24 protein-coding genes and 2 pseudogenes are annotated in these 26,263 nt (G+C 51.9%); 7 read left to right on the forward strand and 19 right to left on the reverse strand.

Translation table 11 applies throughout. From position 1 onward, the window contains the following. Nucleotides 1-149: 149 nt before the first annotated feature. The 5 genes from csrA to pncC all read right to left on the reverse strand — a co-directional run bounded on the left by csrA (nucleotide 150) and on the right by pncC (nucleotide 5,811). Nucleotides 150-335 (reverse strand): carbon storage regulator CsrA, encoded by a 186-nt coding sequence (gene csrA / locus ACL2XO_RS21720; RefSeq protein WP_132926210.1) that lies wholly within the window; start codon nucleotides 333-335, stop codon nucleotides 150-152. A 250-nt stretch (nucleotides 336-585) separates the two neighbouring features. Next, nucleotides 586-3,213 carry an alanine--tRNA ligase gene (gene alaS / locus ACL2XO_RS21725; RefSeq protein WP_413741504.1) on the reverse strand — a complete coding sequence of 876 codons (2,628 nt, stop codon included), beginning with the start codon at nucleotides 3,211-3,213 and terminating at the stop codon, nucleotides 586-588. A gap of 202 nt (nucleotides 3,214-3,415) precedes the next feature. Beyond that, on the reverse strand, nucleotides 3,416-3,955 hold the full coding sequence (locus ACL2XO_RS21730) for a regulatory protein RecX (RefSeq protein ID WP_413725410.1): 540 nt from the start codon (nucleotides 3,953-3,955) through the stop codon (nucleotides 3,416-3,418). A gap of 50 nt (nucleotides 3,956-4,005) precedes the next feature. Beyond that, entirely contained in the window at nucleotides 4,006-5,076 is a 1,071-nt protein-coding gene (gene recA, locus ACL2XO_RS21735; RefSeq protein WP_132926204.1) for a recombinase RecA, read from the reverse strand. 246 nt (nucleotides 5,077-5,322) lie between these two features. Next, nucleotides 5,323-5,811 carry a nicotinamide-nucleotide amidase gene (pncC, locus tag ACL2XO_RS21740; protein WP_132926202.1) on the reverse strand — a complete coding sequence of 163 codons (489 nt, stop codon included), beginning with the start codon at nucleotides 5,809-5,811 and terminating at the stop codon, nucleotides 5,323-5,325. 406 nt (nucleotides 5,812-6,217) lie between these two features. Here pncC and ACL2XO_RS21745 point away from each other — a divergent pair, with 406 nt between their 5' ends. Both ACL2XO_RS21745 and ACL2XO_RS21750 read left to right on the forward strand, forming a co-directional pair. Then, nucleotides 6,218-6,988, forward strand: coding sequence for an amino acid ABC transporter substrate-binding protein (locus ACL2XO_RS21745; protein WP_413725411.1), 771 nt, complete (start codon nucleotides 6,218-6,220; stop codon nucleotides 6,986-6,988). A 27-nt stretch (nucleotides 6,989-7,015) separates the two neighbouring features. After that, nucleotides 7,016-7,675, forward strand: a complete 660-nt coding sequence (locus tag ACL2XO_RS21750; RefSeq protein WP_132926198.1) for an amino acid ABC transporter permease — start codon at nucleotides 7,016-7,018, stop codon at nucleotides 7,673-7,675. Between the two features lie 157 nt (nucleotides 7,676-7,832). Here the strand turns inward: ACL2XO_RS21750 and ACL2XO_RS21755 are convergent, their stop codons facing one another. The 8 genes from ACL2XO_RS21755 to ACL2XO_RS21790 all read right to left on the reverse strand — a co-directional run bounded on the left by ACL2XO_RS21755 (nucleotide 7,833) and on the right by ACL2XO_RS21790 (nucleotide 16,086). Then, a complete protein-coding gene (locus ACL2XO_RS21755; RefSeq protein WP_413725412.1) occupies nucleotides 7,833-8,843 on the reverse strand; it encodes a hypothetical protein in 1,011 nt (336 codons plus the stop codon). A gap of 271 nt (nucleotides 8,844-9,114) precedes the next feature. Further along, on the reverse strand, nucleotides 9,115-10,857 hold the full coding sequence (locus tag ACL2XO_RS21760) for a hypothetical protein (protein ID WP_413741505.1): 1,743 nt from the start codon (nucleotides 10,855-10,857) through the stop codon (nucleotides 9,115-9,117). Nucleotides 10,858-11,441: 584 nt separating this feature from the next. Then, on the reverse strand, nucleotides 11,442-12,785 hold the full coding sequence (locus ACL2XO_RS21765) for a PTS transporter subunit EIIC (RefSeq protein ID WP_413725414.1): 1,344 nt from the start codon (nucleotides 12,783-12,785) through the stop codon (nucleotides 11,442-11,444). A gap of 148 nt (nucleotides 12,786-12,933) precedes the next feature. Next, nucleotides 12,934-13,734, reverse strand: a complete 801-nt coding sequence (locus tag ACL2XO_RS21770) for a sorbitol-6-phosphate dehydrogenase subunit (RefSeq protein WP_413726835.1) — start codon at nucleotides 13,732-13,734, stop codon at nucleotides 12,934-12,936. 10 nt (nucleotides 13,735-13,744) lie between these two features. Then, complete coding sequence (gene hxlB / locus ACL2XO_RS21775) at nucleotides 13,745-14,302, reverse strand: 6-phospho-3-hexuloisomerase (protein WP_413741506.1); 558 nt, start codon at nucleotides 14,300-14,302, stop codon at nucleotides 13,745-13,747. Nucleotides 14,303-14,325: 23 nt separating this feature from the next. Further along, nucleotides 14,326-15,033, reverse strand: a complete 708-nt coding sequence (locus ACL2XO_RS21780) for a ribulose-phosphate 3-epimerase (protein ID WP_413741507.1) — start codon at nucleotides 15,031-15,033, stop codon at nucleotides 14,326-14,328. A gap of 67 nt (nucleotides 15,034-15,100) precedes the next feature. Further along, nucleotides 15,101-15,379 (reverse strand): HPr family phosphocarrier protein, encoded by a 279-nt coding sequence (locus tag ACL2XO_RS21785; protein ID WP_413741508.1) that lies wholly within the window; start codon nucleotides 15,377-15,379, stop codon nucleotides 15,101-15,103. A 269-nt stretch (nucleotides 15,380-15,648) separates the two neighbouring features. Beyond that, on the reverse strand, nucleotides 15,649-16,086 hold the full coding sequence (locus ACL2XO_RS21790) for a PTS sugar transporter subunit IIA (RefSeq protein ID WP_413741509.1): 438 nt from the start codon (nucleotides 16,084-16,086) through the stop codon (nucleotides 15,649-15,651). A gap of 472 nt (nucleotides 16,087-16,558) precedes the next feature. Here ACL2XO_RS21790 and ACL2XO_RS21795 point away from each other — a divergent pair, with 472 nt between their 5' ends. Then, nucleotides 16,559-17,329, forward strand: coding sequence for a DeoR/GlpR family DNA-binding transcription regulator (locus ACL2XO_RS21795; protein ID WP_413741510.1), 771 nt, complete (start codon nucleotides 16,559-16,561; stop codon nucleotides 17,327-17,329). A gap of 170 nt (nucleotides 17,330-17,499) precedes the next feature. Here ACL2XO_RS21795 and ACL2XO_RS21800 read toward each other — a convergent pair whose 3' ends face one another. Then, nucleotides 17,500-18,288, reverse strand: coding sequence for an SDR family NAD(P)-dependent oxidoreductase (locus ACL2XO_RS21800; protein ID WP_413741511.1), 789 nt, complete (start codon nucleotides 18,286-18,288; stop codon nucleotides 17,500-17,502). Between the two features lie 182 nt (nucleotides 18,289-18,470). On the opposite strand from ACL2XO_RS21800, the gene ACL2XO_RS21805 reads away from it, so the two are divergent. Beyond that, on the forward strand, nucleotides 18,471-19,022 hold the full coding sequence (locus ACL2XO_RS21805) for a TetR/AcrR family transcriptional regulator (RefSeq protein WP_413741512.1): 552 nt from the start codon (nucleotides 18,471-18,473) through the stop codon (nucleotides 19,020-19,022). A gap of 28 nt (nucleotides 19,023-19,050) precedes the next feature. On the opposite strand, the gene ACL2XO_RS21810 is transcribed toward ACL2XO_RS21805, so the two are convergent. From ACL2XO_RS21810 to ACL2XO_RS21820, 3 genes are all read right to left on the reverse strand, one after another. Then, the gene (locus tag ACL2XO_RS21810) at nucleotides 19,051-19,752 is read right to left on the reverse strand and encodes a molybdate ABC transporter substrate-binding protein (protein ID WP_413741513.1); all 702 of its coding nucleotides are present in this window, start codon (nucleotides 19,750-19,752) and stop codon (nucleotides 19,051-19,053) included. A gap of 79 nt (nucleotides 19,753-19,831) precedes the next feature. Beyond that, the gene (locus ACL2XO_RS21815) at nucleotides 19,832-20,176 is read right to left on the reverse strand and encodes a winged helix-turn-helix transcriptional regulator (protein ID WP_413741514.1); all 345 of its coding nucleotides are present in this window, start codon (nucleotides 20,174-20,176) and stop codon (nucleotides 19,832-19,834) included. Then, complete coding sequence (locus ACL2XO_RS21820; RefSeq protein WP_413741515.1) at nucleotides 20,142-21,338, reverse strand: hypothetical protein; 1,197 nt, start codon at nucleotides 21,336-21,338, stop codon at nucleotides 20,142-20,144. The genes ACL2XO_RS21815 and ACL2XO_RS21820 overlap by 35 nt, the downstream gene beginning before the upstream one ends. Nucleotides 21,339-21,879: 541 nt before the next feature. Between ACL2XO_RS21820 and ACL2XO_RS21825 the strand changes: the two genes are divergently transcribed. Further along, nucleotides 21,880-22,497: a Fic/DOC family protein gene (locus tag ACL2XO_RS21825; protein WP_413741516.1), complete on the forward strand. Its 618-nt coding sequence runs from the start codon at nucleotides 21,880-21,882 to the stop codon at nucleotides 22,495-22,497. Here the strand turns inward: ACL2XO_RS21825 and ACL2XO_RS21830 are convergent. Beyond that, a complete protein-coding gene (locus tag ACL2XO_RS21830; RefSeq protein WP_413725423.1) occupies nucleotides 22,494-22,664 on the reverse strand; it encodes a hypothetical protein in 171 nt (56 codons plus the stop codon). The two genes, ACL2XO_RS21825 and ACL2XO_RS21830, sit on opposite strands and share 4 nt — an antisense overlap. A 161-nt stretch (nucleotides 22,665-22,825) precedes the next feature. On the opposite strand from ACL2XO_RS21830, the pseudogene ACL2XO_RS21835 reads away from it, so the two are divergent. Next, nucleotides 22,826-22,957: pseudogene (locus ACL2XO_RS21835) on the forward strand (IS3 family transposase); the annotation flags it as partial. 151 nt (nucleotides 22,958-23,108) lie between these two features. Here ACL2XO_RS21835 and ACL2XO_RS21840 read toward each other — a convergent pair. Beyond that, nucleotides 23,109-23,500 (reverse strand): annotated as a pseudogene (locus ACL2XO_RS21840) (integrase arm-type DNA-binding domain-containing protein); the annotation flags it as partial. Nucleotides 23,501-23,602: 102 nt separating this feature from the next. Between ACL2XO_RS21840 and mutS the strand changes: the two are divergent. Further along, nucleotides 23,603-26,167 carry a DNA mismatch repair protein MutS gene (mutS, locus tag ACL2XO_RS21845; protein WP_413741517.1) on the forward strand — a complete coding sequence of 855 codons (2,565 nt, stop codon included), beginning with the start codon at nucleotides 23,603-23,605 and terminating at the stop codon, nucleotides 26,165-26,167. Nucleotides 26,168-26,263 lie beyond the last annotated feature (96 nt).

Raw genomic sequence — 26,263 nt, forward strand, 5'->3', positions numbered from 1 at the left:
TTGAACACATTGACAGCGCAATAGCGGACAACCGCCCTTAATCCGCTGAAAGCAGCTTAAGGGCGATTGAATTGAGGAATATTTAGAAATGAATTAGAAAACTTCGAAACATAATTTGCTACGCCTCGCTAATGCAAGGCGCATGAAAATCAGAATGGGTTCTGTTGCGACTTTTCAGCCTGAATACGCTGGTATATTTCTTCACGGTGAACTGAAACTTCTTTAGGCGCATTGACACCGATACGTACCTGGTTGCCCTTGACTCCTAAAACCGTAACCGTTACCTCATCGCCAATCATGAGGGTTTCACCAACTCGACGAGTCAGAATAAGCATTCTTTGCTCCTTGAAAGATTAAAAGAGTCGGGTCTCTCAGTTTCCCGCCATTATCCATCATATACCGTGAAAACGTAAGTCATGTTAGTGACATAAAATGCCAGCAGGCTGACAACTTTCAACATCAGGTATAAGTTTAGTCGATATGACCAGCTTCGCGCCTAACTTTTGACCCCGTGAATAATACGAATCCAAACGCCATAACTTAACAGAAAGCTATGGCGTTGATAATAACGTATTCTTATCGCGCTCAGAATTTGGCTGCCAAGAAAGTTTCAACGCCTGCCAATGCCGCGGGCAAAGCCTGGACATCGCTGCCGCCGGCCTGGGCCATATCGGGCCGTCCGCCGCCTTTACCACCGACCTGACCCGCCAGATGACTGATAAGATCACCGGCTTTGATACGATCGGTTAAATCTTTCGTTACACCAGCAATCAAGCTGACCTTATCATCCGCCACGGTCGCCAGGACAATCACCGCGGAACCCAGCTGGTTTTTCAAATCGTCGACCATGTTACGCAGCATTTTGGGATCCACTCCGTCCAGTTTACTCACCAGCACCTTGACGCCGTTAATCAATTTTACGTTACCGCGCAGCGCGGAGCTCTCCTGGGCAGCCTGTTGGCTTTTGAGCTGCTGCAGCTCTTTTTCCAAATGGCGGGTACGCTCCAGCAAGGCTTTTACCTTATCGGACAGGTTCTGGCTGTCGCCCTTCACCAACTGGGCGAGATCGCGGACAATATCGCTCTGCTGATGCACGGTTGCCAGCGCGCTTTCCCCGGTCACCGCCTCGATACGGCGGATGCCGGCGGCGGTGCCGGATTCGGACAAAATCCGGAACAGCCCGATGTCACCGGTGCGGGAAGCATGAATGCCGCCGCACAGCTCGGTGGAGAAGTCCCCCATGGTCAACACCCGTACCTTGGCATCATATTTCTCGCCGAACAGCGCCATGGCGCCTGTGGCGCGTGCTGATTCCAGATCCATGATATCGGTATGGATGGGAAGATTGCGGCGAACCTGCTCATTCACAATATCCTCCACCCTGCGAATCTGCTCGGGTTTCATGGCTTCCGGGTGGGAGAAGTCAAAGCGCAGGTACTGATCGTTAACCAACGACCCTTTTTGCGCCACATGATCCCCCAAAACCTGGCGCAGCGCGGCGTGCAGCAAATGCGTGGCCGAGTGGTTCAAACGGATGCGGCTACGCCGCTCTTCATCGACGCTGGCCTCGACCCGATCGCCGACCTTCAATTCCCCGAAGGCGAGCTGCCCCAGGTGGCCTACGGCCTGGCCGTATTTTTGCGTGTCGCTCACCTTGAACAGCCCCAGCGACGTTTTCAGCTCGCCCTTGTCGCCCACCTGACCGCCGGACTCGCCGTAAAAGGGGGTTTCATCCAGCACCACCACGGCATCCTCGCCGGATTGTACCGCGGGCACGGACTGGCCGTTACGAAACAGCGCGGTAACCTTACCCTGATGCCGCACCTCTTCGTAACCGAAGAATCGTGTGGCGTCATCCACCCGCAGCATGCTGTTGTAATCGGCACCAAACCCGCTGGATTCGCGGGCGCGGCGACGCTGCTCATCCATGGCGCGTTCAAAACCTTCCTCATCCACTTTTAACTGCCGCTCGCGGCAAACATCGGCGGTGAGATCCAGGGGGAACCCGTAGGTATCATACAAACGGAAAGCGGTTTCCCCATCCAGCGTATCGCCTTTAAGCTTGGCCAGCTCTTCATCCAGCAGGGCCAGGCCGCGTTCCAGGGTGCGGGCAAACTGCTCTTCTTCCGTGCGAAGCACCTGTTCAACCATGGCGCGTTGCCGCTTCATGCTTTCAGCGGCGGGTCCCATCACGTCGATCAACGGCCCCACCAGCTTATAAAAAAACGTCTCCCGCGCGCCCAGCATATTGCCGTGGCGCACGGCCCGGCGGATGATGCGCCGCAGGACATAACCGCGACCTTCGTTGGAAGGCACCACGCCGTCCGCCACCAGGAAGGCGCAAGACCGGATATGGTCGGCAATCACCCGCAGGGATTTACTGGAAAGATCCGTGCAGCCGGTCACGCTCGCCACTTCGCCGATCAGCGTGCGGAACAGGTCGATGTCGTAATTGGAATTCACATGCTGCAATACCGCGGTGATGCGCTCCAATCCCATGCCGGTATCCACGGAGGGTTTCGGCAGGGGCAGCATGGTTCCGTCCGACTGCCGGTTGAACTGCATGAAAACGAGATTCCAGATTTCAATATAACGATCGCCGTCTTCTTCCGGGCTTCCCGGAGGGCCGCCCCAGATATGTTCGCCATGATCGTAGAAGATTTCCGAGCAGGGACCGCATGGGCCGGTATCCCCCATCTGCCAGAAATTATCCGAGGCATAGGCGCTACCTTTGTTATCGCCGATCCTGATGATGCGTTCACGGGGCACGCCCACTTCCTGCGCCCAGATGTTGTAGGCTTCATCATCGGTTTCATACACGGTCACCCACAGTTTTTCTTTCGGCAGGTTAAACCACTGCTCGCCGGTCAATAACTCCCAGGCAAAACTGATGGCGTCCTGTTTGAAATAGTCGCCGAAGCTGAAATTGCCCAGCATTTCAAAGAAGGTATGATGACGGGCGGTATAACCGACATTTTCCAGGTCGTTATGCTTACCGCCGGCGCGAACGCAGCGCTGCGACGTGGTGGCGCGCTGGTACTGGCGTTTATCCAGACCGAGGAAAACGTCTTTGAACTGGTTCATGCCGGCATTGGTGAACAATAATGTCGGATCGTTATCAGGCACCAGGGAGCTACTTGCGACTACCTGGTGTCCTTTGCTATGGAAAAAATCGAGAAACGCTTGACGGATCTCAGCGGTGCTCTTGCTCATAGTTGTCCCGGAATCAAGCTAAACAAACGGATCGAAAACAGAATAGCGCAGAATTAGGGCGCTACAGTAGCGTTCACGAACTCAAAAGTGGGAATAAGATAAATTTTCTTTGATGCGAAGTAAAATCCCATCGCAACCAATTTATAAATTTATTATACCCATCATCTTTAGGGTTGCAGCAATGTTGGCTGCAACCTGAAATCTACTGGGTATAGATTGATTGTATTTCTTCAAAAGAAAAACCGCGGGAAAGAAGATAACGCTGCACTTTGATTTTTACCAGGCGATCGGTGGAAAGAGGTTGCCCGAATTTTTTCCATGCCACTGCCTGGGCCTGCGCAGATCGATCAATACCCGCCTCGCTAAAGGCGGTATCAATGGTGTCCCGGTCTATTCCCTTTTGGATAAGCTCCATGCGAATTTTTTGTTCGCCATACCCCTTTTTACTGCGGCTGCTAACATACCTTAAGGCAAAGCGGCTATCGTTCAGCCAATCATTTTGGCGACAGTAGTCGATGGCGGCCTCAAGTTCGGCTTCAGAGATTTCAGCCATACGTTCTTTTGCATCGACTTCCTTTTCAATGTCTTCTTTTACCGTGGGATCTACCGCCGCTGCGGACGGACGACGACTCCATCGCCGCCCTTGCGCAGGCGGCTGCATCGCCAGCTTGCGCCGCAGCTCGGCTTCGCTGTGATCCCGCATTGAAAGTATATGTAGTGCACGATCGAGCAACGCGGCCATGGCGTTAACCTTCACTCGCCGAAAAAGAGCGCTTACCCGGCATGCAAAGCTTACATTTCCTCACTGCTTTCATTGGCGGTGCTTTCATCAAAACTTTCGCTCTCACCGGCAAAACCGGCGTCAGTGGTATTGTGCAATAACATATCCCGCAATTTTTTATCCAGCTCGGCGGCAATCTCGGGGCGTTCTTTGAGGAAGACGCAGGCGTTGGACTTGCCTTGGCCGATTTTTTCGCCGTTGTAACTGTACCAGGCGCCGGCTTTTTCAATCAGCTTATGCTTGACGCCCAGATCGACCAATTCGCCGTGGACGTTGATGCCTTCCCCATAAAGAATCTGGAATTCAGCCTGTTTAAAGGGCGCGGCTACCTTGTTTTTCACCACTTTCACGCGCGTCTCGCTACCCACCACCACTTCGCCCTCTTTGATGGAGCCGATGCGGCGGATATCAAGGCGTACTGACGCGTAAAACTTCAGGGCGTTACCGCCGGTAGTGGTTTCGGGATTCCCGAACATAACGCCGATTTTCATACGGATCTGGTTGATAAAGATCAGCAGGGTATTGGCGTTTTTGAGATTGCCCGCCAGTTTACGCATGGCCTGGCTCATCATGCGCGCCGCCAGTCCCATATGGGAATCGCCGATTTCACCTTCGATTTCCGCTTTTGGCGTCAGCGCCGCGACGGAGTCGACGATAATGACATCCACCGCGCCGGAGCGGGTTAATGCATCACAAATTTCCAGAGCCTGTTCACCGGTGTCCGGCTGTGAACACAGCAGGTTATCGATATCCACACCCAATTTTTTGGCATAGATGGGATCCAGGGCATGCTCGGCATCGATAAATGCGCATGTTTTACCTTCGCGCTGCGCGGAGGCGATGACCATCAGGGTCAGCGTTGTTTTACCCGAGGATTCCGGCCCATAGATTTCAACTATGCGCCCCATGGGCAAACCGCCTGCGCCCAGCGCAATATCAAGGGAAAGAGAACCTGTGGAGATCGTCTCGACATCCATTGACCGATCTTCACCGAGACGCATGATCGAGCCTTTGCCAAATTGTTTTTCAATCTGGCTTAATGCCGCCGCCAACGCCTTTTGTTTATTCTCATCAATAGCCATTTCAACTCCTATCAAGCGGGGAGCGACATCGCCACCCTCTTTCGCCAAACATCTATGCCCGTCATCTTTCAAGTTGCAGCGGCGTTGGCCGCGCCCACCCACCCCAGTCACTTGGTTACTAAGCCCCGGGGGTTCTCAGCCTTGCCGCCTTGCCGCCTTGCCGCCTTGCTGCAACTTGAAAGCCATTGGGCACATACCGCTAGTGTTGCCAATTATACTGTACAATCATACAGTATCAAGTGTTTTTCAGAAAAATGTGTCCAACAGGGTTTTCAGGGCAAAGTGAACCGCCTGTCTGCGGACGTCATCCCGGCCGCCGTCAAAATGCATCAGTTGGGAAAACGGCGCGCGATGCCGCGCGGCAAACCCGAACCACACCGTGCCCACCGGTTTTTCAATCGTCCCGCCGTCCGGCCCGGCAATGCCGCTGACCGCCACGGCGTAATCAGCCCCCGCCGCCGCCAGCGCTCCCTGCGCCATCTCCAGCACCACCGGGTCGCTCACCGCCCCATGGTGCTCCAGCGTACTGGCCTTGACCCCCAGCATATCCGATTTTGCCTGGTTCCCGTAAGTCACAAAACCGCGATCGAACCAGCCGGCGCTGCCTGACGTATCGGTAATGGTCTTGGCTATCCAACCGCCGGTACAGGATTCGGCACAGGTAATAAACTTGCCCTTCTCTTTCAGGGCCGCCCCGAGGCGGGCGCTCAGTTGAAAAAGTTCGTCGTCTTTCATAATACCCCATCCTGATGTGAAATAGGCCAACGGGAATGCACTCGCAGGCTCCCGTAACGTTTTTATTGAATTAGTGCAAGGCGCATTCCAATTTTTACCCCGGGCTCCGGCATCCGACAAACAGCATAGCGGCTTCGGCGACAGCCGGCCGCAACGGCAATGGGCGAATGGATAAACGGGGCTCGCAGGTCTATTATAGCCGGGCCGGACCACGGATTGGCAAAATCGATTTTTCGCTTGTCTCTCCAGGGCTGATGCACTATCGTTCTTTCCAAAATATCCGTTATAATTTAATGTGCTTTCTAATGACTTAATGGAATTTATTGCAAAATACAAAGTGGATTAGCATTCTCCGACATATAAGGCGCCTCTTGCGTCTTTTCCACTGTCACTTTCAGGAATAACGATGAAAAAAATCACATTAGCTCTGGTAACCGGGTCCCTGTTTTTTACCGCTCTGCAGGCCCAGGCGGAAGACGGACTGGCGGCAATCAAGGCCGCGGGCACCATTAGTTTCGGTACCGAAGGAACTTACGCCCCTTATACCTTTCACGACAGCAATAATAATCTGGTGGGGTTCGACGTTGATTTGGGACGCGCCGTTGCCGCCAAGCTCGGGGTTAAGGCCAAGTTTATCGAGGGCCGCTGGGACGGGCTTATCGCCGGACTGAGCGCAAAGCGGTATGACGCGGTTATCAACGAAGTGGGAATAACACCGGAGCGCCAGGCTAAATTTGATTTCTCCAAACCCTATATCGATTCAAAAGTGGTTCTGATTACCCGTGACGATAATACCACCATCAAAGATTTTGCCGATTTAAAGGGGCAAAAGGCGGCACAAAGTCTAACCAGTAATTTTTCACAGCTGGCGACCAAATACGGCGCCGAACTGGTGCCCACTGACGGATTCAATCAATCTTTGGATTTGGTCTTAAGCAAACGCGCCGCGGCGACCCTTAACGACAACCTATCCTATCTCGATTTCAAAAAGCACAAACCTGACGCGCCGCTGAAAGTGGTGGCATCCCAGGATGCAAACGCGCCTTCAGGCATCCTGATCCGCAAAGATCAGCCGGAGTTGGTGAAAGCATTGAATACCGCATTGGATGAAGTGAAAGCGGACGGCACCTATAAAACTATTTCTATCCGTTATTTCGGACAGGATATCTCCAAGTAATTTTTTAACATTCAGGAGTTCTTGCCGATGCCATCCTGGCTTCAACTGATGTTGGACTCCTTTTGGCGGTTATTTACAGCCGGAGTGATGTTTACCCTGCCGCTGGCGGTTCTTTCCTTTATCGGAGGATTGGCGCTGGCTTTTGTGGTGGCGCTGATCCGGCTGTATGGCCCACAACCGTTTAAAGGAATAGCGGACTTTTATGTCTGGGTGATTCGCGGCACTCCCTTGCTGGTACAGCTGTTCGTTATCTTTTACGGTTTGCCCAGCGCAGGCATCACGCTGGACGCCTTCCCGGCCGCATTGATAGGTTTTATCCTCAACGTGGGCGCCTACAGCTCGGAGATTATCCGCGGCGCCATCATTTCGGTGCCGAAGGTGCAATGGGAGGCGGCATATTCCATCGGCATGAGCAGTCCGCAGGCCATGCGGCGGGTTATCTTGCCCCAGTCGGTATTTGTCTCGTTGCCGCCGCTGGCCAATTCGTTTATCTCGCTTATCAAGGATACCTCCCTGGCTGCGGTGATTACGGTACCGGAAATGTTTCTGGCGGCCCAGCGCATCGTATCCGTCACCTATGAACCGCTCATTTTGTATATTGAAGCGGCGTTTATCTACCTAATGTTCTGTACGGTACTGGGCAAGTTGCAAACCAAGCTGGAAATCTATTTCCGCCGTTACGAATGACGCACGCTTCCCACCCCCTTTCACTAAACGCACGCCTGGCGGCATGCTTAATGGCGCTGAAGGGGGCGTCATCATGAATAACGGGTAGTCATGGAAATTTAGAGTAAATACTCTCAAGAAATAGAGCTAAGAATTTGATGGAAAGATGATAACGCACTCAGTTGTCATCCATTATAAAATTGTAAAACCGATGTTCTGGAGATTTGGCCTCATCGATTTGGCCGATGCGAATGGGAAGTTCGCTGTTTGAGTCGCACAGGGATTTAACATATTGCCAATAGGCCTGTTCTGACTCCATATGATCAATCATCGGGTCGAATGCCCCTTCGGCAATTTCAACTTTTATCTTATTGACCGCCTCCAGCTTCTCCTCTTCATCAATTCCGGAATACAGGGCCGCCTCTCTGCTTTCATCCTCATTTTTTTCAATTATTTCAGCCATTTCTTTAATCTTCGCCATATCATGGCTGGCAATTTGCGGCGAAAAATAAAACAAGCCGTCATTGAACAGCGCCTCCATAACTTCATTCAACGAAAAGGCTATCCCACCCTGTATATAGGTTGTCTTATTATTAACCACGACACCCGCATGCCGATGATTCAATAGATTATTTTTATCCTGTCCATAGCTGACCAAAACTTGGCGGTCACTTATCACCACCGGGACGTTTTTGATGGTATGTATATCACCGCTGATACTGTAATGCTCCTTATCGCCATTTTTATAGCCATTGGCCGTACAGGCGGCTTCAATATCAAAATGCTTGGTGGGTATGCGTTCACGGTTGAAATAGCTGGTGAGGTCCTCACCATCATGAATGTCATGATGCTGATAAGCGCGATGCACCGACGTCACTTTCTGAATGCCAATCCAGTCGAATACCGCCTCCACCTGCGAGGGTTTTCTGATTTCATCGATATAGGCCCTCACATCTATGTCAAGGTACGCCGCCAGTACGCCGGCCCAGGGCTCTATGGCCAAAAACATATCAGATAGCGTCGTGCCCTCTTCAATGATCACGCGATGGCGAAAATATTGCAGGAGGAAAAGCGCATTTTCTTCCTCAAGACAATCCTGGATAGATAAGAGGGGGACCGCCGTCAGATCGTCATAATCTGAACGAAACCTCAATATTGAGTCTTTACAGAAAATCAAAACTCCATCCATGCCGTCCCCCGATAAATCAGATTGTGATAACGCTGGTCGAGTTTACCATTTTGATGGTAAACGCTTCATTTCATAGCTTAAACGGCCAAGGCGGATAAAAGAGCCGGCCGGCCTTTGCTCCATAGACACCCCCGGTAGCGCGACATTCAGGGTTTTATCCGCTTTATTTAGAAACATGGAATCAAGGCTGCAAGCTTTAAGCAAGATTAATTATTAGCACGCGGCCATAAACCGGGCCGGACCATGGCATGGTTTTGTCGCCGCTATGCGCTTATCCCTGTTTTTCTATCGCTGCGGGATCTGGACTGGTACCGGGGTCGGCAGCGGGCGCTAATGAGTCCGGAGACGAAGAGCCGGTCAAATGAGCACAGACAAAGGCGGGATATCCCACCATGACCAACCCGCCAATCAGGGCGCTCACAATATGGCATTGTTCCGTTTGCTCCAGCCGGGTTTTTTGCAGGGCGGTTGACACCGTCAGCGCAATAGCCACTACCGCTTCAAATACCGAGGTGCGCATGGCGCAGGTGGTGAGCATACTGTCGGCCAACTGACCCGATGTGGGCCAGGAACCGGTACCGATGCGCGGCCGATCAAGGCCTATCCGTACTCCTTCCCGGCCCTGGTCCGGTCCGTTGAACGAGGAGGACCGGCGGCGCTTGTCCCCGGCAGACGACGGTTCGGCCGATATACTGCGGCTGCTGTTTTTATCCGACGCTGACCTAAGGGTTGTAACCGCGCCCGAGGCAAAAGCAGCCGTGCCCGCGGTCAACGGCTCTTTCTCAGGGGCTGCCTCGGCCTCCCCCTGCGCCGCGCCGGTTCCCTGTTGAGTTGAAAAATAGCGCATCAACGCCGGCCTTTGCAGCTCATCAAACATTTCCACGGCGGTATTCATGGCGCTGCGCAGCAGATCGTGCAGATGGTTTGGTTCAATCAGGGCCATGGCCGCGCTTGCCGCCGCCCAGTCCGCCATGGGCTCTCCCAGCCGGCCCGCTTCCGAGATCAGATATTCCGCGCCGGATTGCGGGGCGAAATTCACCATGCCCTCGCCGAGTAATAGTTGAGCGATGCCATACATAAAGCCGGAGCACAACATCCCGGTGGCATTGGTCCCGCCATTCTCATGAAGCGGAAAAAACATCTGCAGCAGGTCGCGGGCCAAGGTATATGCCGCCATTTGCGGTCCGATGGCGGCCAGCTTATGTCCGATTACGGCGACGGGATCATAGGCTGAGGCAATCAGCAAACCGCCGAGACTCAAAAGCCCCATCCAGGTGCGCGAAATCCGTGATGCCGGGGTGGCTAAACCGTTTCTTTCATCGCGTACCGCACCGGCCAGATTGAGTCCCGGCCCAATCAGGAGTGAAGCGATTCCCGCCACCATACGCGGCGTAAGCGAAGCGTCTTTTCCCAAAGAATGGAAGTTCTGCTCCAGGGCAAAACCCAGCAGCTGGCGCAACATGGTGGTCAGGGCAACGATGGTGCCGGTTCGCGCCGCCACCGCAATCACATTCCCCGTACGGCGCGCCGCGTTGCCGGATAACAGGGTAAAATCATTGGCCAGCACGCTGCCGATGCAATCCAGCAGCGTCCTGCCGCGTTCCATAAATTCAGCGGAGGGTTGGCGCTGTAACTGATCGCGCAAATGCTTCGCGATGGTATCTTCGTCTGTACCGACTAAGGTAGAGAGCGGCGCATCTTCTCCGTTCTTCAATAAATCTTCGGCGCTCGCCAGGAGACGTTCCGCGCCATTGAGTTCATGGGGGCGCAACGTAGCCAACAACTCGCCGTTGAGAGCATCTAGCTGACGGTCGAGATTTATCGCGCAGGTTTTTAACGCTTCGGTCGTTAATTCTGTTTGTCCCAGCGCGTTATTTTCATTGAACTGCCATTCCAATTGTCTCGACGCACTCTCGGCGCTGGAAGACACATCGGCCTCATCCCCAAGATTAACGCTATCATGCCTCACGGGTTCGACGGGGATTTTCGTCTGAAGAGAGTGTAAAGGTATCATGCATAAATTTCCTCTTTTTACCGCAACCTATACTTCAGGTTCCGGAATATAATCAACGGAATATATCTAGGCCAGAATAATTATTAAAAAACGCAGACGAAAATATATATCATAACGATCGAATCTCTATATTCTAGAAAATCCATATTGCCCAATTGACAAAAACAAAATCTATCATGTCGTGGTGGTCATCATTTGTCATCCTTTAGAGAGACGCCACCTAGAAATAACTTATTATCATTGACATGATATTATCAAAATCATATGAAAATTAATGAATTAGAAACGTAATAGACATTTTAAAAATCAAGTAGTTATAATTAATCGTTTATTTTTATTAAAAATATTGCAATAGAATATAGAAAATATTGCATATTATTATCTGAAAATTGACACAATAACATTCAAATAGAGTTAGCGGCAGCATAAGGAAGGGGAAATTGAAGACTGGGGGAATATTATATATTTTAGAAAGATTTTGAAGGTCCGGCGACTTGCTTGTCACCGGATCCGCGGGCCAGCTATTCTCACGCGGGGGCGTCAGGCCGTCGCCATCGCTTTCCGAAACCGGTTCATAAAGCTTATTAACCTCCCCGGCTGTTTTTCACATATTCTACGATAGAATCGTACTGGCCGCCTTCCATGAAATTGGTGATGGACATAAAAACCACCTTGCCGTTGTCATGCAATTTCTTCGCCCGATCAAAAAGCTGGGCATGGGTGACTATAAGGTCGACGTCCTTGGGGACTTCTTCGATTTTGGCATTCTTGACGTCGATATCAAGCATGGCTTTTTTAAGCTTCGTTCGCAGAATTGAAGCCCCCATGGCGCTGGATCCCATACCGGCATCGCATGCTACGATGATTTTACGGATAGTGACGCCGTGTACACGCGCCAACGCCTCTTGATTGAGCGCTGCGGCGGCGTAGGGGTCGGCATCAGCCAGTTCCGGCGCGTCCGCTTCTTCCGGGCTCTTATCCATCTTCAGCAGTACCGTCGCCACGGCGAAAGCCACCGCCATTCCGGCAAAGAAACCCACCAGATTGCCTAACATCGCCCCTTTAGGCGTCAATACCAACATGGCGAAAAAGCTGCCCGGCGACGGCGTGGCGACGGTCCCGCCGCCCAGCATCAGGAAACAGGTCAAGGAGGTGGTAATCCCCGCCATGGTGGCGAATACCAGCACGGGTTTCATTAGCACGAAGGGAAAGTACACTTCGCCGATGCCGCCGACACCCGCTATCAGCGCGGCGGTGGGCGCGGTTTTTTTCGCCATTCCTTTTCCGAAGAAGGAGATGGCCAGCAATGTCCCCACCGACGGACCGCAGTTGGCGTCAACCAGGAACAGCACTGATTTGCCGTGCTCAGCCACCTGCTGCAGGCCCAGCGGACCCATGATGCCGTGGTTGATGGCATTATTCAAAAACAGCACCTGGGCCGGCGCGACAAATATGGAAATCAGCGGCAGGACCTCATGGGCGATGCTCCAATTGACGCCGGCTGAGAGGATATGTATCAATACCGAGATAACCGGACCGATGATCAAATACCCTAGCAAGGTGATGACAAGACCGACGATCCCCATGCTGAAGTTGCTGATCAGCATTTCAAATCCCGCCCTGAAGCGCCCTTCAAGGTAGTGATCGACCTTTTTCATCAGCCATGCGGCGAAGGGGCCGATAATCATGGCGCCGCCGAGCATGGTAACATTGGAGCCGATAATGATACCCATCGTAGCCAGCGCTCCCAATGCCCCGCCGCGCTGGCCATGGACGATATAGCCGCCGGTAAAGCCCACCAGCAACGGCAGCAGATAGGTTAATATCGGGCTGACCAGAGCGGCCAGATGCGCATTGGGTATCCATCCTGTGGGGATGAACAGCGCCGTAATCAGCCCCCAGGCGACGAACACGCCGAGATTGGGCATTACCATTCCGCTCAAGAAGTTTCCAAATCGCTGAACCTTCACGAGGAATGATTTCTTTTCACCTATTTGTTCAGTATTATCAATCAGCATTGCTTTCGCCCCGTTTGTAGGATAATAAGAGCTTCTATCGTTTTATTTGATAAAAAATTTATCTCGACTTTCCGCCGGATATATTAACAATCGTACCTGTTATATAGCTTGAATGATCCGAGACCAGATAACTGACCAAATCCGCTAATTCATAGTGTTCCCCCGGTCTGCCCAGAGGTATGGAACCGGTATAATCATCGTCTATCTTGTTGGGATCCCAGCCGCGCGTATAGGCCAATGCACGATAATTTTCGTCATTGTTCATATTGGTCCGCTTGTTGATGCCCGGCGCGATACCCACCACCCGGATACCAAATTTTCCCAATTCTTTCGCCCAGGAACGGGTAAAACTATTCAGCGCTCCTTTGGTCGCGGAATAAATACTCTGTCCCGCCGATCCTTCCGTACCGGCCTCAGAAGAAATATTCACAATCGTTCCTTTGCCGTTATCAATCATTTGCCTTACCGCGGCCTGGGTGCAAAGGAACGGCCCTTTTTGATTGACGTTGACGATAAAATCAAAATCCGCCTCGGTGGCCTCGTATTGTTTGTCCTTTTTATAATAATCCACTAATAACCGAGGTCGGTTAACACCGGCATTATTAACCAGCGCATCAATTTGATGATATTCATCAATGACGGTGCGTATCATGGCATCGACATCCGCTTTGTTGGCGATATTGCATTTAATCAGCAAAGAAGCATAGCTCTTGGCCTCTTCATTGATATTCAGATCGCATACCACTACCGTGGCATTGTTGGCGTGTAGGGTTTTCGCAATTTGCGCACCGATACCCGACATGCCGCCGGTGACAATAACAACCTTCTTACCTAAATCCAGCCAGCCTGAAGTACTCATAACATTGGTCCTATTCGAGATTTGCATGGAATTGCCACAAATTATGCATGTCGATATTTTTTTCACGTACCATCATCAAAGCTATGGTATCGCCCAACAATAATAATGCCTGTTCAAACAGGCTGGTCATCGGCTGTATGGAATGGACTTCATCCGGCCGGTCCAGCTTGGTTTGTACCGGGATCCTGACAAAGGTATCGGTATATTCGCGCATCGAGCTGCTGGGGTTGGAGCCTATATGTGCCACGGCGGCGCCAAAAGAACGGGCCTTTTTGGCGATGCCCAGCGGAAACATGCTCTCGCCGCTACCGGAACCCACAATGAGCAAATCATTGTTCGTGATGGCCGGTTCGGTGATTTGCCCGACGATATAGGTTTTTATCCCTAAATGGGCGAGCCGCTTGGCGATGGCTTCCAGGGAAAGCAGGACCCTTCCCACGCCGACAAAAAAAACCTTTTCTGCACGTTGTATATGCTTCACTAATGCCAGCACATCATCGGCAGCGATACTGCCCATGGTATTTTCCAATTCTTTGATAATCGCTGATTCAGTCTGATAATAATCCATCGCTGCGCATCCCCTGACATCGGTTACATACTTTCCGGTTTTTCCAGCTTGCCGTTTTGTATTGCTGCATCCAGCAGCTTTTTATTCTCCAGCAAAGAGCGGCCGGGAATATAAAGACTGGTGCTGCCCAGCACCAGATTGGTGGCCCCGGCACGGATAAGGTGCGGAATGCTTTCCAGCGAAACCCGGCCGTCAACCTGAATTTCCGTACTGAGTTTTCGTTGTCTGATCAAAGCAGCGAGATCGGAGATTTTCTGTTCTGAATACGCCGCCTGTTTTTCTCCCGCATCGCCCGCAAAACCGGGATTGATAAGCATCAATAACACCTGGTCGAGCTGAGGCAGCAAATAATCCAGACAGGAAAGCGAGGTGGCCGGATTCAGCGCCAAACCTGCCCTCACCCCCTTTCTTTTGATTAAATTCACCAAGCGGTCCGCGTGCAGGCTGGTTTCATAATGAAACGAGATTTGCTGGACGCCGATGGCAAGTATCTGTTCTATAAACCAATCATTATTGGTGGACATGATGTGAACATCAAAATCCAATGAGGTTTTTGCCCGCAACCTTTTAATCGTGTCCAGTCCTAACGGCATACTGGGACTAAAAGAAGCGTCGATTATGTCAATGTGCAATGCATCAATCCCAATATCCTCCAGCGCTTTAACTGATGTTTCCAGGTTTAGCAAATCCGCGCACATTATTGATGGCGAGGTAATTATTTTCTTTTCCATCCTTCATTCCTTCTAAATATTATCAGTCTGTTTATTTTTTTGGCTAAACAGATTTTCTTTTAAAACGTTATTCACCCAAACCAGACGCAATGGCGTTTCGCAACGCTTCCAACGCTTGGGGCGCATCGTCTCCCTTAACAAATACGCGCACGTTGTGCCCTTGTTTTATTCCCAAGACCATAAGACTGAGCAGACTGCGCGCATTCACTTGTTTTTCACCGCGGTGTGTATTACAGATTTTCACCTCGCTATTGAAAGGCTTGAGGGTATCAACAAAAAAAGCACCGGGCCTGGCATGTAATCCATTGGGATTATTGATAATAAAATCTTCAATTAAACAGTTCATGCTCATTCTCTTCTCATGGCAAATAAGATTACTCTATAGACATGGGATGCAAGTGCGCCTTATTGCGGCAATGCCTATTCGTTGCCGATGTAATACACCGGCATTTTTTTTCGCTGTTGAAAAACCACAATCCTTGCTTTACTGCGCGCCAATTTATCCAATCAGATTAAGTCGACGCTGCATAAATTTGCCAAAAAGCAGCATCATAATGCGAGCACAGCCGGATAGAACACGCAGGACTAGACCTATTTTTCCTCTCGGCAGAAACATCACAGGCCGAGCAAATTCAAAATTTCGGCTTTATTCGTCGCATGCCGCATTTGCTGGACGTTTTCTTCTTCCATGCACGCAATGGCAATCTGATTAAGAATATCCATATGGCTACCGTCTTTGCCGGCGATGCCAATAACAATATGGGCAATATCATTTTGATTGTCTTTGCCGAAGCTGACTCCGTTTGGAACCTGGATCACGGCAATGCCCGACCGTATGATTTCATTTTCCGAACCGTCGATGCCATGGGGCAATGCCAGGTTATTTCCCAGGTAGGTGGAAACCACCTCCTCTCGCTTCAGCATGTAATCAATATATTTTTCAGTTACATAACCGCCATCAAGCAGCAATTTTCCTGCAGCTCGGATCGCCTCTTCCTTATGGCTGAAAGAGGCGTTTAAGACGATGTTATTTTCATTGAGGATAGTGGTCATTTTAAGCTCCTTTGATCCTGCGTCAGATAAGTCTTAGCCATTTCATTGATGTTAAAGGCTTATCACAACCTTGCAACAAAAAAGACATTCTCACCCTCTTTTAGCCAATCCAACGAACTCTATGTTGGATTTCATCCTTGGCATCCAAAGGCTTTAAAGCTATATATACGATAATACCCAACCAAACACTCACAATCGCAACCATAATCGCAATATCTATGGGAAAAACAAGTCAGGCAAGATTTTTGTCTAATAAATTTGATATGCCTCACAAAAAATCCCTGAAAGAACGATTCGGCCAAAAAAGCCGCATTTTTAGCAGGGGCAAATCCGCGCTGCTCGGGAAACGCCGGCGGGTATAAACCAGGAAAACTCTCGCCCACAAAGGAAAAGGACCGGTATTGACTTCCTTTACCGGTCTTTATAATCTATCTTATTGATGTTATTAATTATCTTGAGCGTGGTAATTCGGATGAGCAATTCCCTGACCATAGAACGCAGAAATAGGCTCGCTCAGATTCTGATTGCGGAAGGCAGCGTTAAAGTCGGCAAGCTGGCGGAAATTTTCGGCGTATCCACCGAAACCATACGCAAAGACCTTATTTATCTGGATCGTAAAGGGATTGCCACCAAAGGACACGGCGGCGCCATCGCCTCGGGCAGCATCTTGACCATAGAGCAGCCGCTGGCGCGCAAAAACACGGAAAATCTGGATATTAAAAATAAAATCGCCCATGTTGCTTCGCAGCTTATTCCTGAAAAAGGCGTTGTTATTTTAGATACCGGCAGTACTATCCAGTGCGTTGCCAATACGCTGGTCATGAAAAGTAAACTTACCATCATTTCAAATGCTATTAATATCGTGCAACCGCTGGCGGGTACCGATAATGATATTTACCTGGTGGGCGGTAAAATCCATTCCAACAGTTTAGCCATGGTGGGCCTGTGGGGGGTTAACGTTTTCGAATCGCTGAATGCCGACATTGTTTTTCTCGGCACCGACGGACTGCGAGGCAGGCATGGCCCTTGTACCGCTTCCTATGAAGAAGCGGAAATCAAAAGAGCCATGGTGAAATGCGCCACCATTAAAGTGGTGGTCAGCGACAGTACGAAATTCAGCAGCTCCGGGCTATTCCAATTTTGCAATTGGTCCGATATCGACTATTTTATTACCGACTCCGCCATCCCCGAAAATGAATTCAAGGATCTGGAGAGCCTGACGGAAGTGATTGTCGTCGATTGACTTTACCCCACCCTTTATTGCGGGATGTCCATTAACCGGCGACAGCCCGCTCCGGTCCGCCGCGCGGATTGAATATGATAATTCCGTCCGTCGGTGACGAGAATACCCGCTCGAAAGAGCGGGGTCAGGCCGCCTAATTTCAAAATACGGTCCAGTCGCTGTGAATGCCGTTATTTTGTCTGATAACGGTCGGCGGCATGGGACTGGGCAAAATGCGGCAGCATCGCCTGGCGGGCCGTATCATAGGCCTGCCACAGGCTTTCGTCATGCAGCGGGGGGATTGTTACCGTCTCCCGGCGATCGAACCCCACCAGCGCGGCGTCAACCATTTCTTCCACCTCCATAACCCCCTGCAGCGCGTTCACATCGCGTCCGGCCCGTTCCCAGATTTCCGTACGGGTGGCCGCGGGCAGCACCGCCTGGACATAAATTCCTTTTTCACCCAGCTCAGCGTTGAGCGCCTGCGACATGGCGATGACAAAGGACTTGGTGGCGCCGTAGATGCCCAAGGGAAACTCGGGGGCCAAGCCCACAACCGAGGCGATATTGATAATGGCGCCTTGCCCGCGGGCCAGCATGCCGGCAAGCGCGGCGGCGGTAAGGCGGGTTACCGCCAGCACATTAAGATCAATCAAGGTTTCCATTTTGTCCGGGTCGGCATCGATAAACGAACCGTGATTGGCCGCGCCGGCGTTATTGACCAATAATCCGATGGCGGGATCTTCCCGCAAACGCTTTTCCACCTGATAAAGGTCTTGCGGATTTGTCAGGTCTGCGCGTACGACATCGACCTGAACGCCAAAATCGGATCTCAGCTCTGCCGCCAGCGATTCAAGGCGTTTGATATCCCTGGCCACCAGGACCAGATGATAGCCGCGGCCAGCCAGTTTTTTTGCGTACATGGCGCCAATGCCCGTGGATGCGCCGGTGACCAGGGCCGTGGAGTGTAGTGAAGTCATAAAGGTATCCTTAGGAGAGAAGTCGATAACATTCATACATAGGTTTGCTAATAGTGACGACCATCATCATAAGAGCGGCAACCGTCTTATGCAATAGTGTTATCTATCATCATTGCAAAAAAAGGCGTTTTGTCGGATACTCTTTATTATCATTCTGAACATTACCCTGACGGATCTTTGAGATGAAAATCAGCCGCGACCATCTTGCCGATAATCGACGCCGGATTCTGGATGCCGCTGCGCAACTGATGCGTGAAGAGGGATGTGAAACGGTCAGCATTGCCGACGTGACCAAGGCCGCCGGGCTGACCCACGGCGCGTTTTACAACCACTTCAAGTCAAAGGACGATCTTATCGCCAAGGTATTTGAACATGTATTGTTCCTTCAAGACGGTACCTCCCCGTTCGCCGATCTGGATTTGCAGACCTTCGGGCAACGTTACCTGAGCAAACAGCAACGGGACGATCGGCGCCACGGCTGTATGTTCTCGGCTCTGGGCAGCGAGATTTCCCGCACGTCGCCGGAAACCGTAGCCGTTACCACCCGCGCCGTCAAAGCGCAGATCGAGCGTTTTAGCCAAACCGCCCCCGGCAACAGCGAGGAAGAACGCCGGCGCGTAGCGATTGCTCGCTGGTCGGCCATGATTGGGGCGATGATTTTGGCGCGGGCGGTGGATGATGAAGCCCTGTCCGAAGAACTGCTTGCACAAACGCTGGCCTCTTTCGAATCCTAGCAATCTTTAGCCGCAGGCAGAGCAAACGTCAGCAGGGATTAAATCCGCATTGCCTGCGCGTCTCCTGCCGCGAGACGCCGGTGAGCAAGGCGGCGTAGTCCCATGCCGCAGGAGAATCATCAACTACCCCCAGGACATATTCGGTGGCGAGGTAGAATTCAGCGGGAAGCGACCCCACCAATACGGCTGAGGGATGCAGCCGTATTTCCGTCAGTTGTGCAATGGCGAGGACGGATTTTTCCGTGGTCGCCATGGCCGCCACCGCCTGCGCGCCGCCGGGAAACTCAACCACTTCGGGCGTTGCAAGGGGGTCAAGGCCAAGGCTGGCCAAAAGATGCACCGTGTGGCGGCCGATGGTGGACTGGCGCAGATCGCCAGTGAAAATCGCATCCGTCTCGCTTATCGCCCGGCGCAACGCATCAACGGTGGAAATATCAACCGGCTCCACGCCTTGGCGGCAGGCAAGACAGGTAGGAGTAAAACCCAAGGTCCCCGCAGGAGCGATACGCCCCGGAAATTCTCCGGTTAGGCGTTGCAGCAGGTCCGGGGTCAGGGCCACCAGATCGCAGCGCTCATGGACCGACATGGCCTGGCGCGCCCGATCAAAGGTCGTCCCCACCGCCGCGAATTCTTTTGCCGGCGTCAATTGCCGGGGCGCGGAAAATTCCTCGCAGGTGGATTCAATTAAGCCGCGGGCGGCGCCCGCGCTGATGATATAGAGATCGTTCACTGATGACGCTTCTCCGCCAAAGGCTATTTCCCGTTGCTAAACGTTATGATTCGGCTGGGGACCTGGTTTTTGCTAGCCATCATATGATAACTCGCCATGAGCCGTTTTTGGTCGGCCCTTGCCTCACCAGTAACCCTTTGTCCTGCAATATCTTGATATTGCGCTCAACAGTGCGACGATTCACTGCCAGATCCTCTGCCAGCCTGGCCATGGTAATGGAAGGACATTTAGCGATGATACATAGAATTTGTTGTGCAGTGGCATTCAAAGATAATCGCATTTCTACCGGCATTTCTACCGGCATTTCTACCGGCATTTCTACCGGCATTTCTACCGGCATTTTTATCAGACCACCCAGCTCCGATTTAACGCGGCCCGGGCAGGGCAGACTAAAAAAAATCCCCCCTCTGCCACTCAAATTCATATGCCGCACGCCGAGCGGCCAAATAGATTTTCAGCACCGCCAGCGAACGTAATTGCTGGCGTTGCTGAACCTGCTCTTCAAGCAGTTGATGTAATTTTTCGTTGTGCTTCTTGAACTTGTTATCGATACCTCTAGTCGTTTTGGCGCCGAATTTTTCCCAAATCATGCCCGACAACGAAGAAGGATTTTCCGTCTCGGCCAGTTCGGCACTAAGCGACTTAATCCGCTGCTGCATCAGCGCGTTGATAGCGGGTATCTCAGCCTGGCTAAAATGGAAATCCGGGTCCGAATATCGGTGGTACATTTCCAGTATCGTCCAGACATCATGGTTTTTTTTAGCCTTGGATAATTGCACCATCAAAAGATGCTTTTCATTTTTTTTCGCCGGATCGCCTTCCCGATCGGGGTGCAGGATGTTAGCGAGCTTTTTGTACATCTTCTTCACTTCTGGCGATTTTAACAGACCATCCAAGGTTTGCTGCGCGTTGTCAATTTTTTGATCGGTGCGGCCGTCATCAGCTTCATTGCCATCACCATAGTCGTCGTCATAACCTGCGTCATCATCATGCAAGCCGGCTTTATCAAAATCTTCATAGTCATAGTCATCTTCATCGAAGATACTTTCAGCATCAGTGAACAGACGGTCCAATGTGTTGAACATCTTTTCAGGATTCATCATCAGCTCAATCAATTCCGCGTCGCTCAGTTGTCCGTCTGAGCCGTACTCATCCTTGACGTACTGGCGAAATTCATCAATCTCATATTGAGTTGGCTCGTCGTCCGCTATCGTGTTCAAGGCGAGAAACTGCTGACGTAGCGCTTCCAGATCGAGATGTTCATTAAATGGATAATGAAACAGCTCATCCAATTCTTCCCCTATCCAAGAAAAGAGCGCTTCGCGATTATACTTTCCCAGCGTTTTTTTATCGGCAAATGAGATCAACCGGAGGGTTTTGTCGTAGAGCGCCTGGACGTATTGGTGCTCAATGGGCAACACTTCCTGGCGGAATCGGGCCATGACAGCATCTTGCTGCTGCTGTTTTGTTGCCATCTCACGCTGCAACCGGTCAATGGTTTCCCAGTGCATCTGAAATTGCCGCTGCGGATCGCCGACAGGAGATTGAGTGACGGGCCTGGATTTTGCCAATTTGCGTTGTGCCAACGAATTATCCTTTCTCGGAAGACCGCCTGTTGCTGGAATTTTACCATTTCATCCGCTTTTGACGAAAGAGGCGTCCCCGCTTGTTTCCCTGCCATAAAGACTCCGTTATCATGGGCGCTACGCTATAAGTGATAATTAATGAGAACAATCACCATCACTAACTTCATGAAAAACAGAGAAATGGATATCATAACTCCATGAGTACCACAGAAGATTTAGACAGCCATACACCCATGATGCATTGGTGTGTTGATGTTGATATTTAACGATTATTTTTAGAAAAGAAGGAAAGACTACACTTTAACCTACATTGTTATAACTGATTGATTTATAGGTTATTACTTTCCTTAGGTTGATTATATACCCTAAATAGTTCGAATTGCAGGTAGGCGGCCACCGAGTGAATCCCCAGGAGCTTACTCCCGTAAGTGACTGAGGTGAGCGAGGGCAGCCAACAACCCTGCAACTCGAAGTATGACGGGTATAGCACTATGATTGAAGGCTGACCCATAGTACCGATGTCCGTAAAGTGGAATGCTCGATGAACCGATATGATGTTTCCAACAGCGAAGGAAAGTTTGCCGAAGGCTCTGGCGAACAGGTCTTGGCAAACAAGCTGGGGATTTCCAATCCTGATGAAATTGACGGCGCGGAATTGGTTCTGTTGGAAAAATTTTATCAGACTATTTTTGAAGAGCAATTCCCCCTTGGGCGAATAACCGTTGCCATGATAAAAAGCTGGCATCGGCGCTGGCTAGAGAACATCTATGAGTGGGCAGGACAAGAAAGAACGGTGAATATCAGTAAAGGCGGCTTTATGTTTGCGCCTTCAGCCCAAGTACCGAAATTATTGAATGAGTTCGAAATAAGATACCTCGCCAAATACACTCCCTGCTCGGGGATGGACAAAGAGCACGTCACTGAAGCGATCGCCATTGTCCATGTCGAGCTGATACTCATCCATCCGTTCAGGGAAGGCAACGGACGATTATCGCGGCTACTGGCTGACGTTATGGCGGTGCAGGGAGGGTTTAATCCATTGGATTATCAAAGCTGGGAGCAAAACAAAAGCCAATACATATCAGCCATTCATGCAGGCATGTCCATGAATTATGAGCCGATAAAATATTGGGTTAGCAAAGCACTGGAAAACGCTTAATCTCCCAGACGAAGATGGGCGAATTTTTTGCGCTGGGCGTTGAGGGAGGCCTCAACTTGCTCCGAAGACCGGCCTGTTTCGATTGCCGTCGAGGTCACCACCGAACGGACAATCTGTTCGCGTGAGGGTTTGGTATAAGATCCCACCACTTTTTTACTACTGCTCATCACAACTCCCGTGCTAACGACTTACCACAAGCACATATTATAAGCTAAAAACGATGCTGATGTGTCGGCATTTTTTTCAATGAAAAAGGATGTTGGTTAGATGCAGAGTATGCGATTGATCATCTTGCTTGCTATTACACATGCACAGCAACTGAGCGGGGGAAGAAGCCAGGAGCGATATTTTTGATTACGTCGAAATGTTTTATAACAGTAAGCGTCGGCATGGCTCGAGCGATCAGATGTCACCGGCGGAATATGAACATCAATATTATCAACGGCTCGAAAGTGTCTAAATGATCCGTGGCGATTCACTAAGCTGACTGTCAGATCTGATTGGACCCAGAGTAGCAAGGCTGTCAGATTAATTACGAGTCAGTACAAATCAGATTTATCCCTATTCCAGGCTATCCAGATAATCCGTCCATACCTGCAACCACTTCTTGCACTCAGCATCATACGGTAATCCCCACAGGTGAGCTTGATTCTGGTCTGCCGTAAACTTGATTTTGCCAGCAAGGTCGGATTAGCAAAACTTTCTTCCAAGCACCCTAAGCCAATGGCAAACTCGTGTGCCAGCGTGAGTTCCCTTAGAAGACCGCCAGCCTGAACCTTTGCGCCACGGCCAGTGACGTGTGCGGGAAGTTGCCGATTTTGACCTGGGTCAGCTTATTGATCAGTGGGCTGGTATAACGGTAAAAAAAGGTTTTGACGCCGGTCGAACCGCAACCAACACGCAGGCCACGGTTTTCACCGGTATCAGCCTTATCTTTATCTGTAGGTTTCATCATTTCTATCGCTTTTGACGAAAGAGGCATCCCCGCTTGTTTCCCTGCCATAAAGACTCCGTTATCATGGGCGCTACGCTATAAGTGATAATTCATGAGAACAATCATCATCACTAACTTCATGAAAAACAGAGAAATGGATATCATAACTCCATGAGTACCACAGAAGATTTAGACAGCCATACACCCATGATGCAGCAGTACCTGCGCCTGAAGGCGCAGCATCCGGATATCCTGTTGTTCTATCGGATGGGGGATTTCTACGAGATGTTTTTTGACGACGCCAAACGGGCGTCGCAGCTGATGGATATTTCCCTGACCCGGCGGGGACAATCCGCCGGCGAGCCGATTCCCATGGCCGGCGTACCTTATCATGCGGTGGAGACCTATCTGGCCAAGCTGGTTCAGCTCGGCGAATCGGTGGCCATCTGCGAGCAAATCGGCGATCCTGCCCTTACCAAAGGCCCGGTGGAGCGTCGGGTGGTGCGGATCGTGACGCCGGGCACCTTGAGCGATGAAGCCCTGCTGAGCGAGCGCCAGGACAACCTGCTGGCGGCGGTATGGCATGACCAGCAAAGCTACGGTTATGCCACCCTGGATATCAGCTCCGGACGTTTTCTGGTTTGCGAGCCGGCGGATAGCGAGGCCATGGCCGCCGAGCTGCAGCGCACCAACCCGGCGGAGCTGCTTTATCCGGAGACCTTTTCGGAAATGGGTTTGATTGAGCATCGGCGGGGATTGCGCCGGCGGCCGATTTGGGAATTCGAGCTGGAAACCGCCCGCCAGCAGCTCAATCTGCAGTTCGGCACCCGTGATTTGAACGGTTTCGGCATCGAGCGCGCCGTGCGGGCCCTGCGGGCAGCCGGCTGCCTGCTGCAGTACGCTAAGGATACCCAGCGTACCAGTCTGCCGCATATCCGCGCCGTCACCCTGGAGCGCCAGCAGGACGGTATCGTGATGGATGCCGCTACCCGCCGCAATCTGGAGTTGACCCAGAATCTCGGCGGCGGAACCGATAATACGCTGGCGGATATTCTGGATCATACCGTGACGCCTATGGGCAGCCGCATGCTGAAACGCTGGCTGCATATGCCCACCCGGGATATCGCCGTGTTGACCCATCGCCAGCAAACCATACAGGCCCTGCAGGAGTGTTATGCCGAGCTGCAGCCCCTGCTGCGGCAAGTGGGGGATTTGGAACGGGTGCTGGCGCGCCTGGCGCTCCGCTCCGCCCGTCCCCGCGATCTGGGACGCATGCGCCATGCTTTTCAGCAACTGCCGGAAATTCACGCCGTGCTCGCCGGGTATGACAACGAACATATCCGGCTGCTGCTCGGGCAAACCGGGCTGTTTACCGACCTGAAAGAACTGCTGGAACGGGCGGTGGTGGAAACGCCGCCGATACTGGTGCGGGACGGCGGCGTCATCGCGCCGGGCTATAATGCGGAACTGGATGAGTGGCGGGCGCTGGCGGACGGCGCCACGGATTATCTGGACCGGCTTGAGCTGCGGGAGCGGGAACGTACCGGCCTGGACACGCTGAAGGTGGGCTTCAACGCCGTGCACGGTTATTATATTCAGCTCAGCCGCGGTCAGAGCCGTCAGGCGCCGATCCATTATGTCCGCCGTCAAACGCTCAAAAACGCTGAGCGGTATATTATTCCGGAGCTGAAAGAATACGAAGACAAGGTGCTGACGTCCAAAGGCAAAGCCCTGGCGCTGGAAAAGGCGCTTTACGATCAGCTGTTCGATATGCTGTTGCCCCATTTGGCGGCATTGCAGCAAAGCGCGGCGGCGCTGTCGGAGCTGGACGTGCTGAGCAATCTGGCGGAACGGGCGGAAACCCTGGATTATGTCTGCCCGACCCTCACCAGCGTGCCCGGCGTCAAAATCACCGCCGGCCGCCATCCGGTGGTGGAGCAGGTGCTGAGCGAACCCTTTATCGCCAATCCGCTGGCGCTGTCGGCCCAGCGGCGGATGCTGATTATTACCGGTCCGAACATGGGCGGTAAAAGCACCTATATGCGGCAGAACGCGCTGATTGTGCTGATGGCCTATATCGGCAGCTTTGTGCCGGCCGCACAGGCGGTCATCGGTCCGGTGGATCGCATCTTCACCCGTGTGGGAGCGGCGGACGATTTAGCCTCGGGCCGTTCCACCTTTATGGTGGAGATGACCGAAACGGCGAATATTTTACATAACGCGACGCCGCAAAGCCTGGTGCTGATGGATGAAATCGGCCGGGGCACCTCTACCTATGACGGGCTCTCCCTGGCCTGGGCCTGCGCCGAGAGCCTCGCCGGCCGCATCAAGGCCATGACCCTGTTCGCCACCCATTATTTTGAGCTCACCCAGCTACCGGAAAAAATGGAAGGGGTGGTGAATGTGCATCTGGACGCGCTGGAACAGGGAGAGACCATTGCGTTTATGCATACCGTACAGGACGGCGCCGCCAGCAAGAGCTACGGCCTGTCGGTGGCGGCATTGGCGGGTGTGCCGCGGGAGGTGATTAAACGCGCCCGGCAAAAGCTGAAGGAGCTGGAAAACCTGTCTGTCCACGCCGCCACCGGTACAGTGGATGGTTCACAGCTCTCGTTGCTGCAGCCGGAGCCGGAAGAGATATCGCCGGTAGTGACGGCATTGACCGAACTGGATCCCGACGCGCTGTCTCCGCGCCAGGCCCTGGAGTGGCTCTACCGGCTGAAGGGAATGCTGTAATCATATTGCTGTGTTTTTGGCGGTGGCATGACTCCCGCCACCGCTTCCCGACGTCACAGGTTCAGCCTTAACAATTCAAAAGCCCGCTCGGGGCGG

The organism is Sodalis sp. RH15 (assembly GCF_047324255.1).
Classification (GTDB): Bacteria; Pseudomonadota; Gammaproteobacteria; order Enterobacterales; family Enterobacteriaceae; genus Acerihabitans; species Acerihabitans ligni.